Origin of the sequence: Nitrosomonas sp. (assembly GCF_019752095.1) — a bacterium.
In the GTDB taxonomy this organism is placed as follows: Bacteria; Pseudomonadota; Gammaproteobacteria; order Burkholderiales; family Nitrosomonadaceae; genus Nitrosomonas.
On record NZ_JAIEMO010000021.1, the window covers coordinates 67924 to 79641 of the forward strand.

The window sequence follows — 11718 nt, forward strand, 5'->3', positions numbered from 1 at the left end:
ACCATTGCCATCACAATTTCTCTATTTTTACTTCACCAAACAGAGCACCTAGCGCTACTGTTTTGGGATGTGCGCACGCGATGCGAACACAATTATGAGGCAATTTTTCATCTAACGCAGCTTCAAGTTGCACAAGCCCTTCTCCTTGCTTAACTTTTACTTTATCACCCGAAGTAACACCTAAATTTTCCAGTACCTCAGCCGCCATCCAAGCCTTGGGCAGCTCGGCATCGTGCGTAGCCTGTAAAGATTCGGCTCTACGAACAATCGGGTCTGCTTGATAAATTGGCACTTCGCCAATACGCTCCATACTCTCTTTCTCAACTATCGAAATAGCAGCGTCAAAATTCTCTAAACTATTATTCAGATATCGACTAATCTCAAATCCCTCAGGGAAAATCTCTGCACGTATTTGCTCTGCTGTTTCATATTCGAATTTTTCCAGCGCTAGCAAATTAGCCAGTACACGTAATACTTTCCACCCAGGCCTAGCTTCGCCTAATGGAGAAACTACGCCATTAAAACTCTGCATCCTACCTTCTGTATTAATATAAGAGCCTGATGTTTCAGTAAATGGCGTAATTGGCAGCAATACATCCGCATAATCTTTAGCATTTCCTTGGTAAGCGCCCAATGACACTACGAATTCACCCGCTTTAATTGTTTCTATTGCTTGTTGCGAATTATAAGAATCATATTCGGGTTCTACATTCATTAATATAAATGCGCTGCATTTTTCATCTGCTGAGTCATTTCCAAATCCCAATATTTGCGCAGCGTTCAATCCGTATTCGACATGATCGAACTTTTCCACAACTGAAAATTCTGCTGCTACCGGTATTGCGCCGGCATGATAAGCGCCTACGCTATTGGCAGCTTCACCCAGTACGCCATAACTTGCACCCGTTATTTTAGCAATCAATCCAGAAAGCCAATTTAACTTAGCATAATCAGGGTGGTGTTGTGCGATATTACCCAAATAAATTGCAGCCGGTGCACTTTCAATCAAGCTGGCCGCAATAGCGAAAGCACTGGTCGTACTCGAAACACCTAACGAATTAATAGCTCGTTGCAACTCTTCCGTTGGTTCTATTCCCTTTATCTCAGCAGCAACTTTTAGAATCTCAGCCAAAGCTTTGACCATTAAGCTCGGTGCAACAATTGTTTTATTTGCAACATTAACTAGCAGGTCATCATCTACCGGGTTTACAACATTCAGTTTCATGCCATTCTTTACAGACTGCCGTAAACGTTGCGCTATGAGCGGATGATCTTTACGTAGCGTACTGCCGATAATTAAAGCTGACTTTAGTTGCGAAATGTCTGCAATGCTGGTACCCAACCATGGAATACCCTGCATTTTCTTGTCTGCACTAAAATCGGATTGACGTAGGCGATGATCAATGTTGCTACTGCCAAAACCTCGCAACAATTTTTGTAATAAATAAAGCTCTTCCGTGGTGCTATACGCAGACCCTAATGCTGCAATTTTATTGGCACCGTATTGATTCTTTATCGCTTGGAGAGCATTAGCTGTAAATTCCAGAGCTTCCTTCCAATCGCACTCAAACCATTCACCATTACGCTTGATCATGGGGCGTATCAATCTATCTTCAGAATTCAATCCTTCATAAGAGAATCGATCTTTATCAGACAACCAGCACTCATTAATTTCCTCATTGTCTCGAGGAAGCACACGCATCACGCGATTTTGTTTAACTTGCACGACAAGATTCGATCCTAAGCCACAGTGCGGACTAATTGATTTCCTGCGAGACAATTCCCATGTACGAGCCGAATATCGGAATGGCTTACTGACCAATGCACCAACTGGACAAAGATCAATTACATTACCCGACAATTCAGAGTCCACTGTTTTACCGACAAATGCAAGTATTTCTGCATGCTCACCACGCCCGGCCATACCAAGTTCCATAATCCCGGCAATTTCCTGACCAAACCGAACACAGCGCGTACAGTGTATGCAGCGCGTCATGTCTGTTGATATCAGCGGCCCTAGATTTTTGTTAACAACCACTCGCTTCGCTTCGGAATATCTTGAGCCGCTCGAACCGTATCCTACGGCAAGATCTTGTAACTGACACTCACCGCCTTGATCACAAATAGGGCAATCAAGTGGATGATTAATCAGCAAAAATTCCATTACCCCCTTTTGCGCGGTCACAGCTTGCTGAGAATGCGTATATACCTTCATCCCATCCATTACCGGCGTTGCACAAGCAGGTAAGGGTTTTGGCGCTTTTTCTACTTGCACCAAACACATACGACAATTAGCTGCAATGGATAATTTTTTGTGATAGCAGAAATGTGGAATGTATATACCAAGTTGCTTTGCACCATCCATGATGGTGTTCCCCTTGGATACAGATACTTGCTTACCGTCGATTTCTATATTGACCATCAGTTAAAATTCTTAGGTTAATTACGAATAATTAAATTGGCATGTTATTAATTATTAAATAATTAATAATTAAACCATACATTTCTTATGTTCTATATGGTGAACAAACTCGTCACGAAAATGTTGAATCATTGCACGTACAGGCATGGCTGCAGCATCACCCAAGGCGCAAATTGTCCGCCCCTGTATGTTGTCAGCGATATTATCCAGAAGGTCAAGATCTTCTAGTCGCCCTTTGCCATGCTCAATTCGATTGACAATACGATAAAGCCAACCAGTGCCCTCCCGACAAGGTGTACATTGTCCGCAGGATTCTTCATAGTAAAAGTAAGACAGGCGTTCCAGTGCTCTTACCATACAAGTCGTTTCATCCATAATGATAACAGCGCCTGAACCAAGCATCGATCCAGCTTTGGCGATGGAATCATAGTCCATATCTGTTCGCATCATGATATCACCAGGCAATACCGGCATTGATGATCCGCCAGGAATACATCCTTTCAGTTTTCGCCCTCCGCGCATACCGCCAGCTAACTCCAATAATTTCGCAAAAGGCGTGCCGAGTGGTACTTCATAATTTCCTGGTTTATTAATATGGCCTGATACTGAAAATATTTTTGTACCACCGTTATTGGGCTTGCCAAGTTGTAGATATTTCTCTCCACTGTTACGAATTATCCAAGGAACAGAAGCAAATGTTTCTGTATTATTTATGGTAGTTGGTTTTCCATAAAGACCATAATTAGCAGGAAAAGGCGGCTTAAAACGTGGCTGGCCTTTCTTACCTTCAATGGATTCGAGCAATGCAGTCTCTTCTCCACAGATATAAGCACCATATCCATGGTGATTATATAGTTGAAAACTAAATGATGAACCCAGAATATTATTTCCGAGATAACCAGCCGCTCGTGCTTCTTCCACAGCCTCTTCCATTCGCTCGTATGTTTCCCATATCTCTCCATGGATATAGTTATAACCCGCTTTTACGCCCATCGCGTACGCTGCTATTATCATACCCTCAATCAGAATGTGCGGGTTATATCGTAAAATATCACGGTCTTTAAAAGTTCCCGGTTCTCCTTCGTCTGAATTACAGACGATATACTTGTCACCTTCATAGCCTTTAGGCATGAAGCTCCATTTCAATCCTGTAGGAAATCCTGCTCCACCGCGCCCACGAAGTGCAGATTTCTTAACTTCCTCTATGACTTCTTCGGGAGTTATTTTTTTTGTTAATATTTTTCTTAGGGCTGCATATCCTTCACGTCTTTCATAGCTTCTAAGATGCCAATTCTCAGAGTCAGATGAATCAACTCCATTCATTAAAGTCTGCGGATACTGATTCATTCGCCCAGTTCCCCCAATAATTTATCGATCGTTTCTTCAGACATAAAGCTACACATACGTTTATTATTCACCAGTAATACCGGCGCATCTCCACAAGCCCCAAAACACTCACCTTCTTTTAGAGTAAATTTTCCATCTGGGGTTGTTTGATTAAATCCGATGCCTAATTTTTGTTTTAAATATTTTGCGCTATCAGTGCTACCCGATAAAGCACAAGGTAAATTTGTGCATATTGTTATTTTGTACTTACCTGCTGGCTCCAGATTGTACATATTATAAAAAGTGGCTACCTCATAAACTGCGATTGGCGGCATACCCAAATATTCAGCAACAAAATTCATTGTCTCATTGGCTAACCAGCCTTTTTCTTCTTGCGCGATTGCGAGCGCTGACATGACAGCAGATTGTTTCCGGTCGACCGGATATTTAGCGATCTCACGATCTATTCTTTTAAGAGATTCAGCACTTAACATTGTTATCTATCTATCTCACCAAATACTATATCTTGCGTACCAATAATTGCGACCACATCGGAAATCATGTGCCCTCTGGACATTTCATCCAAAGCAGCCAAATGCGCAAAACCAGGTGCGCGTATTTTCAGTCGATATGGTTTATTGCCGCCATTAGATACCAGATAAATACCAAACTCACCCTTAGGATGCTCAACCGCAGCATAAGCCTCGCCAGGAGGCACATGAAAACCCTCTGTAAACAACTTAAAATGATGAATCATTTCTTCCATATTTTGCTTCATCTCGACTCGAGATGGCGGTGCAACTTTATGATTATCAGTAATAACCGGACCTGGGTTCTTACGCAACCAATCGACACATTGCTTAATAATTCGATTTGATTGACGAAACTCTTCCATACGTATCAAATATCGATCATAACAATCGCCATTTACACCAATAGGTATGTCGAAATCAAGACGATCGTAAACCTCATAGGGTTGTTTCTTCCTTAAATCCCATTCCACACCAGATCCGCGCAACATTGGACCAGTAAATCCTAAAGCTTTAGCGCGCTCAGGAGAGACAACCCCAATATCAACCAAACGCTGTTTCCAAATCCTATTATCCGTCAACAAAGTTTCATATTCATCAACATAGATTGGAAAGCGATTCGTAAAATCCTCAATAAAGTCTAATAAAGATCCTTCTCTATTTTCGTTCCGCACCTGAGTCTGTTTCTCGCTATGTATTTTTGAAGACTGGTACTTAGGCATGGAATCCGGCAAATCGCGGTACACCCCGCCAGGACGATAATAAGCAGCATGCATGCGCGCACCTGATACTGCCTCATAGACATCCATCAAATCTTCTCTTTCGCGAAAAGCATACAAAAACATCGTCATAGCACCAACATCAAGCGCATGAGCACCAATCCAAAGCAAATGATTTAGAATACGAGTAATTTCATCAAACATTACGCGGATATATTGCGCTCTAATGGGCACTTCAACTTGCAGCAATTTCTCTATGGCCATCACATAAGCATGCTCGTTGACCATCATGGAAACATAGTCCAACCGATCCATATAAGGAACTGATTGTATGTATGTTTTATTTTCCGCCAATTTCTCAGTCGCACGATGCAACAAACCAATATGCGGATCTGCACGCCGCACAACTTCTCCGTCTAATTCCAGAACCAACCGAAGCACACCGTGAGCTGCCGGGTGTTGCGGTCCAAAATTCAAAGTGTAATTACGTATTTCAGCCATAAGTTACTTTTTTTACTTAAAAACTCTTTTAAAAACACAATTCAAGATAATATTATCAGGACTCACTATCCCCATAGTGTTCCTCACGTATCACGAGCGGTGTTATCTCTCGCGGCTCAATACTAACGGGTTGATAAATCACACGCTTCTGCTGTTCATCATAACGCATCTCCACATGACCAGTTATCGGAAAATCCTTACGAAAAGGGCTTCCGATAAAACCATAGTCAGTCAATATACGACGCAAATCTGGGTGATCGGCAAAAACAATGCCATACAGATCAAATGCCTCCCGCTCGAACCAGTTAGCAGTGGGCCATACTTCGGTAACTGAATGTACCATAGGAAATTCATTATTCTCAGCAAAAACCCGGACGCGTAACCTTTGATTTCGCTCAACTGATAGCAAATGATAAATTACTGCAAAGCGCCTATTTCTCAAATCGTACTTAATTGATAGGTCATCACCATACGTTAAATAATCTATCCCGCACAAATCAATCAATGTATCGAACATAAGTGCCGAGTTATCCCGCAATATTTTGCTTGCATCCGGAACATCTTCGGCGTTTATTACGATAGTTAATTCATTTTGCTGCACCCGCAGATTAATCAATTTATTCTCTAGAGAATTCCGCAGTGCTGCAGCAAGGACTTCATTTTGTGTAGTTGACATACTGATGAGTTAGCGAGCGATTGTGTTAGTACGATTAATTTTATTCTGCAACTGGATGATCCCATACAACAAAGCTTCTGCTGTTGGCGGACAACCAGGTACATATATATCAACCGGCACTATACGATCACATCCACGAACTACCGAGTAAGAATAATGATAGTAACCGCCGCCATTCGCACATGATCCCATGGATATCACCCATCGGGGTTCCGCCATTTGATCATAGACCTTACGTAAAGCAGGTGCCATTTTATTACATAATGTCCCGGCAACAATCATGACATCCGATTGGCGTGGACTTGGACGAAATACTATCCCAAAACGGTCAAGATCATAACGAGAGGCTCCTGTTTCCATCATTTCGACCGCACAACATGCGAGTCCAAATGTCATCGGCCACATTGAACCAGTTCGTCCCCAATTAATAATTGAATCTAGGCTAGTAGTAATAAAGCCTTTTTCAAGCGTCCCTTCTATACTCATAGCATTAATCCCATTCTAAAGCACCTTTCATCCATTCGTAAACAAATCCCACCACCAAGATGCTTAGAAAAACCATCATAGCAAGAAATCCAAATAACCCAATTTCATCAAGCACAATAGCCCACGGAAAAAGGAATGCGATTTCCAGATCGAATAAAATAAATAAAATTGCTACCAAATAGTATCGTACATCAAACTTCATTCGCGCATCTTCAAAAGCCTCAAATCCACACTCATAAGGCGAAAGTTTTTCACTATCAGGATTGTTAGGCGCGAGCAACCAACCGCAAAGCATGGGTACAACCCCTACTAAAAAACCAACAATAAGAAATAATAATATCGGAAAATAGTTTTCAAGCATTGTAAATTTATACGCCAGAATTTAAAGAGAATCTATCACTAACCACACATGGTGCCGACGGCGAGACTCGAACTCGCACAGCTTTCGCCACCGCCCCCTCAAGACGGCGTGTCTACCAATTCCACCACGTCGGCGGCAAAACTATGCTCTATCTCATCATTAAGCTTCTACGCCAATTTCATCGTAGAAGTTACTCAGGTATTTTGTTAACTATTGAGCTGTTCTCAGTCTCTGGCATATTATAATCACGCTCCGAAACAGATGTTTCATCTACTTCTATCACTGCGGCATTTTCAGATTCTTCAACACCATCCATGATACTCATTACACTTCCATCTGAAGTTTGATTCATCGAGAAATAGGTTAAACTCAGACTCGTGATAAAAAACATTGCTGCAACAAAGCTCGTAGCACGACTCAAGAAAGTAGCTGATCCACTTGCTCCAAACAAACTGCCTGCTGAACCACTGCCAAATGCAGCCCCCATATCTGCGCCTTTACCATGCTGTAATAATACCAAAACTATCAATAAAATCGCTAGCGAAACATGTGCGGTCCAAACCAAGATTTCCAACGTTATACTCCAAAAAATTTAATGACGTAATGCACGACAAATTGCGATGAAATCATTTGCAATAAGCGAAGCACCGCCTATTAAGCCACCATCAATATCGGGCATAGCAAATAGTTCAGGTGCATTATTGTCTTTAACGCTACCTCCGTAGAGAATAGTCAACTGATTCGCCACGTTCAAATTCTGCTTAGCTATTTCTTCCCTTATAAATGCATGCACATCTTGCGCTTGTTCTGGAGTTGCAGTCTTACCTGTACCAATAGCCCATACTGGCTCATAAGCAATAACGGCTTTGTTAAACGACTCAACTCCTGCCAAACTAATGACCGACATTAATTGTTGTTCTATGACTTGTTTAGTAACTTTAGCCTCACGTTGCTCCAGTGTCTCTCCAACACATAAAATCGGAGCCATTCCAGCATTCTGAACTGCGACATATTTTTTCGCAACCACATGATTGTCTTCGCCAAACAGCATTCTTCTTTCTGAATGCCCAACAATAACATATTGACACTGAAAATCACTCAGCATGGATGCTGAAATTTCTCCTGTATACGCACCCATTTCATGTTGACTCACGTTCTGAGCACCCAATGCTATTTTCGTATTCTGTAATTGCTTTTGTACAGACGGCAGATAGAGGTAAGGCACACAAACTACAACAAGATCTTCACCCAATTCATTTAGATCGGCAATTACCGCATCAAGCAACTGTTTATTCTGTACTAAATTACCGTGCATCTTCCAGTTACCAGCAACCATCTTTTTACGCATCTTACTTCTAGCTCCAGCTTTCCAAAATGGGCGATGCTACCCTTGATTCTTTATCAAGTCAATTGTGCATCAATAGCGCCCCTCATTAATACATTTTCACGTTTTACGCACACTTTTACACAGATATAGCCAAATCAGTTGTTATAACCTATATACTTGAATAGACAGTTATCTATAAGCTTTCTTTTAATTTACGCCTATTGAAAGACAAGATTAATTATTTAGAGAATGCCGTCCATTAACCAAAACGCCCGGTAATATAATCTTCTGTTTGCTTATTTTTAGGCTTAATAAATATTGTATCTGTCACATTAAACTCAATTAACTCGCCTAGATACATATAAGCAGTGTAGTCTGATACTCTCGCTGCTTGCTGCATATTATGAGTCACTATAAGTATAGTCACTTTAGTCTTCAAGTCGGTAATCAACTCTTCAATGCTAGCCGTTGCTATCGGATCAAGAGCAGAGGTCGGCTCGTCAAATAGCAAAATCTCAGGATCCGTTGCTAATGCACGCGCAATGCAAAGTCTCTGTTGCTGCCCACCTGAAAGATTAAAAGCAAGTTCATGTAACCGATCTTTAACTTCATCCCACAACGCCGAGTTACGTAAAGCTATCTCTACTTTTTCATCCAGAATTGCTCGTTGTTTGATCCCTCTTACACGCAACCCATAAGCTACATTTTCATAAATTGACTTAGGAAATGGATTGGGTTTTTGAAACACCATACTTATTCTCATCCGCACTTCGATCGGGTCAACATTCGACGCCAAAATATTCACATCATCAGGATGCAAAATTATTTCGCCATCATATCGATTACCCGGATACAAATCATGCATGCGATTAAAGCACCTCAAGAATGTCGACTTGCCACATCCGGATGGTCCAATTAGTGCTGTAATCTTTTTATCATGCAACACCATATCAATATTCTTGAGCGCATTAAAAGCGCCATAGTGAAAGCTGAGGTTCTTTACTTCAGATTTATATTGAGCAGACTCTGCAATTTCTTTCTGATTTATCTGCATCATTTCTTTACCACTTAATATTTTTCCGCATTCTGTAGCGTAAATAAATTGCCAAGCCATTCATAGCGAGCGTCATAACGACCAAGACTAACCCCGCTGCAGCCGCATTCAACTGAAAAGCTTCTTCAGGTCGAGACACCCAGTTAAACATTTGTATTGGCATTACAGTAAAAGGGGCAGTAAGCCATTCAAACGATATAAAAGGAAATTCATCTTTTACTGGAGATGGGGGTAAAAAAGCAATAAACGTCAATGCTCCAATAGTAATAATCGGAGCTGTTTCACCAATCGCCCGAGCCAAACCTATAATAATTCCTGTTAAAATTCCTGCCGACGAATATGGCAACAAATGATCCGAGACTGTTTGCCACTTGGTTGCACCTAATGCATAGGCCGCTTCTCGTATTGTAATGGGAATTGATCGTATTGCCTCTCGCGTAGCCACAATAACAACCGGTAGAATCAATAATGCTAAAGCTAATCCTGCTGCCAAAACACTCTGCCCAAAACCTAATTGATACACAAACAATCCTAGTGCAAGCAAACCATATATTATCGACGGAACGCCCGCCAAATTGGTGACATTGATCTCAATGATTTCGGTCAGCAAATTTCGGGGAGCATATTCTTCTAGATATACACCTGACCCTATCCCCAATGGTACCGCAGCCACTGCCGTTACAAGCATAACCAAAGTAGTGCCGACCCAGGCAGACAATATTCCGGCAGACTCTGGGCGTCGTGATGGAAATGATGTAAAAAACTCCCAAGATAAGCGAGGTAAACCATCGATTAGCATATGTGCAAATAGAGCCATAAAGGTCATTATCGCGATCATTAACGCAACAATGCCGGTTATCATAAAAATCAAATCCCATCTTTTATGAAGGATAATGATTCTTCTAATTTCTTCAAGGCTCTTTACACTTCTCATTGCATACTTCCACAAGCAAATATCTTAAGAAATTATTCTATAGCTCATATCAAAAAAATACTAACCACCCAGATTGCTTCTGATTCTTCAATAAATTTCCCGATAACGTTTGCGCAATAAATGTCCAATGATATTGAATACAAGTGTTATTAACAACAAAGTCAGTCCGGCAGCAAATATAGTCTGATAACCAATACTTCCATGCGGCAAGTCTCCCAAACTAACTTGAACAATGTAAGCTGTGATTGTCGCTGCGGGCTCCATTGGATTCCATGTTAAATTCGGTTGCATTCCTGCTGCAATTGCCACCACCATTGTTTCACCAACAGCGCGCGATATTCCCAAAATATATGCAGCAGCTATACCAGAAAACGCTGCTGGCATAACTACACGAATAGCTGTCTGAAAACGCGTAGCACCCATGGCGTAGGAGCCTTCCCGCAGATTCATTGGAACCGCGCGCATAGCATCCTCAGTCATTGAACTTACATATGGGATGATCATTATTCCCATTACTAATCCAGCCGATAGTAAATTGAAGCCTGGCAATTCCGGAAAAATTATTTGCAATAAAGGAGTTACAAATAATAATGCGAAATATCCGTAGACAACGGTTGGAACGCCCCCCAATAACTCAAGGAAAGGTTTTGCAATTTCACGCACCGTAAATGGCGCAAATTCGGAAAGATATATGGCAATTATGGTACCCATAGGGAGCGCAACCAATAACGCAATCAAAGAACTAACTAGTGTTCCAGAGATTAGCGGCAATATCCCGTAGTGAGCATCATCAAATAGCGGCGTCCACTGCGTATCCGTTAAAAAATCCCAGATAGATACTTGACGGAAAAAAACTATCGATTCTTTCAAAAGCATAGCAATGATTGCAAGCATAATTGCAACCGAAAGAATTGCTGACAAGAATAAAAAAGTTTCTATAAACCTTTCATGCAAATGCCGACGAAAACTATATCCGAGTTTTCCAGCATACACCAATTTATTTTGTGACTCTTCTGCCACAGTGAAAGCCCTTCTATAAGTTGAAGCATTATAGTAAGAGAGTTGTTAACCGATGAACAAAATTCAACTATTAATCAGAGTTAATCTGTAACAAGCATTGATTTACTTCAGAACAATTTTATTAATACAAATCACTTTACAAAATACAGCTGCTTTTATGATTTTTAATAAAACCACCAGAATATAACCCTTTCTCTTTGAGATACTTTAAAAGCTTTGCACTCTGGAGATATGTCATCTCCAGAGCTTGGGTACCCACAAACTAAAATACAGCAAGAAGCGAATTATTCATCCTCATCCTCGTCATCACTTTCGTCATCATTACTACCACTATCTTCGCTTTCTTCTTCCTCATCGTCCTC

Annotated in this window: 12 protein-coding genes and 1 tRNA gene; all 13 read right to left on the minus strand. The window is 41.2% G+C overall.

Annotated elements, in window-relative coordinates; translation table 11 throughout:
* Nucleotides 1-10: 10 nt before the first annotated feature.
* Nucleotides 11-2422, minus strand: a complete 2412-nt coding sequence (nuoG, locus tag K2Q13_RS07250) for an NADH-quinone oxidoreductase subunit NuoG (protein ID WP_292920389.1) — start codon at nt 2420-2422, stop codon at nt 11-13.
* Between the two features lie 69 nt (nt 2423-2491).
* Nucleotides 2492-3769: an NADH-quinone oxidoreductase subunit NuoF gene (gene nuoF / locus K2Q13_RS07255; protein ID WP_292920390.1), complete on the minus strand. Its 1278-nt coding sequence runs from the start codon at nt 3767-3769 to the stop codon at nt 2492-2494.
* Complete coding sequence (gene nuoE / locus K2Q13_RS07260) at nt 3766-4242, minus strand: NADH-quinone oxidoreductase subunit NuoE (RefSeq protein WP_292920391.1); 477 nt, start codon at nt 4240-4242, stop codon at nt 3766-3768. Before nuoE ends, nuoF begins: the two co-directional genes overlap by 4 nt.
* A gap of 2 nt (nt 4243-4244) precedes the next feature.
* Nucleotides 4245-5498 (minus strand): NADH-quinone oxidoreductase subunit D, encoded by a 1254-nt coding sequence (locus tag K2Q13_RS07265; protein WP_292920392.1) that lies wholly within the window; start codon nt 5496-5498, stop codon nt 4245-4247.
* A 55-nt stretch (nt 5499-5553) separates the two neighbouring features.
* Nucleotides 5554-6174, minus strand: coding sequence for an NADH-quinone oxidoreductase subunit C (locus K2Q13_RS07270; protein WP_292920393.1), 621 nt, complete (start codon nt 6172-6174; stop codon nt 5554-5556).
* A 9-nt stretch (nt 6175-6183) separates the two neighbouring features.
* Nucleotides 6184-6660: an NADH-quinone oxidoreductase subunit B gene (locus K2Q13_RS07275; protein WP_013966902.1), complete on the minus strand. Its 477-nt coding sequence runs from the start codon at nt 6658-6660 to the stop codon at nt 6184-6186.
* A gap of 4 nt (nt 6661-6664) precedes the next feature.
* Nucleotides 6665-7021, minus strand: coding sequence for an NADH-quinone oxidoreductase subunit A (locus K2Q13_RS07280; RefSeq protein WP_292920394.1), 357 nt, complete (start codon nt 7019-7021; stop codon nt 6665-6667).
* A gap of 49 nt (nt 7022-7070) precedes the next feature.
* Nucleotides 7071-7155: transfer RNA gene (locus tag K2Q13_RS07285), tRNA-Leu, on the minus strand.
* Nucleotides 7156-7211: 56 nt separating this feature from the next.
* Complete coding sequence (gene secG, locus K2Q13_RS07290) at nt 7212-7595, minus strand: preprotein translocase subunit SecG (protein WP_292920395.1); 384 nt, start codon at nt 7593-7595, stop codon at nt 7212-7214.
* Nucleotides 7596-7613: 18 nt separating this feature from the next.
* Nucleotides 7614-8369, minus strand: coding sequence for a triose-phosphate isomerase (gene tpiA / locus K2Q13_RS07295; RefSeq protein ID WP_292920396.1), 756 nt, complete (start codon nt 8367-8369; stop codon nt 7614-7616).
* Nucleotides 8370-8607: 238 nt separating this feature from the next.
* A complete protein-coding gene (pstB, locus tag K2Q13_RS07300) occupies nt 8608-9402 on the minus strand; it encodes a phosphate ABC transporter ATP-binding protein PstB (protein ID WP_292920404.1) in 795 nt (264 codons plus the stop codon).
* Nucleotides 9403-9409: 7 nt separating this feature from the next.
* A complete protein-coding gene (gene pstA / locus K2Q13_RS07305; protein ID WP_292920397.1) occupies nt 9410-10336 on the minus strand; it encodes a phosphate ABC transporter permease PstA in 927 nt (308 codons plus the stop codon).
* An 87-nt stretch (nt 10337-10423) separates the two neighbouring features.
* Nucleotides 10424-11356 carry a phosphate ABC transporter permease subunit PstC gene (pstC, locus tag K2Q13_RS07310; protein ID WP_292920398.1) on the minus strand — a complete coding sequence of 311 codons (933 nt, stop codon included), beginning with the start codon at nt 11354-11356 and terminating at the stop codon, nt 10424-10426.
* Nucleotides 11357-11718: the final 362 nt, after the last annotated feature.

What these genes read in the sequence shown, in the direction of transcription:
- K2Q13_RS07280 (WP_292920394.1), bottom strand. Translation starts at nt 7,021, where the DNA reads ATGCTTGAAAACTATTTTCCGATATTATTATTTCTTATTGTTGGTTTT.
- nuoG (WP_292920389.1), bottom strand. Translation starts at nt 2,422, where the DNA reads ATGGTCAATATAGAAATCGACGGTAAGCAAGTATCTGTATCCAAGGGG.
- K2Q13_RS07270 (WP_292920393.1), bottom strand. Translation starts at nt 6,174, where the DNA reads ATGTCAACTACACAAAATGAAGTCCTTGCTGCAGCACTGCGGAATTCT.
- tpiA (WP_292920396.1), bottom strand. Translation starts at nt 8,369, where the DNA reads ATGCGTAAAAAGATGGTTGCTGGTAACTGGAAGATGCACGGTAATTTA.
- K2Q13_RS07265 (WP_292920392.1), bottom strand. Translation starts at nt 5,498, where the DNA reads ATGGCTGAAATACGTAATTACACTTTGAATTTTGGACCGCAACACCCG.
- pstA (WP_292920397.1), bottom strand. Translation starts at nt 10,336, where the DNA reads ATGAGAAGTGTAAAGAGCCTTGAAGAAATTAGAAGAATCATTATCCTT.
- pstB (WP_292920404.1), bottom strand. Translation starts at nt 9,402, where the DNA reads ATGCAGATAAATCAGAAAGAAATTGCAGAGTCTGCTCAATATAAATCT.
- K2Q13_RS07275 (WP_013966902.1), bottom strand. Translation starts at nt 6,660, where the DNA reads ATGAGTATAGAAGGGACGCTTGAAAAAGGCTTTATTACTACTAGCCTA.
- nuoE (WP_292920391.1), bottom strand. Translation starts at nt 4,242, where the DNA reads ATGTTAAGTGCTGAATCTCTTAAAAGAATAGATCGTGAGATCGCTAAA.
- nuoF (WP_292920390.1), bottom strand. Translation starts at nt 3,769, where the DNA reads ATGAATCAGTATCCGCAGACTTTAATGAATGGAGTTGATTCATCTGAC.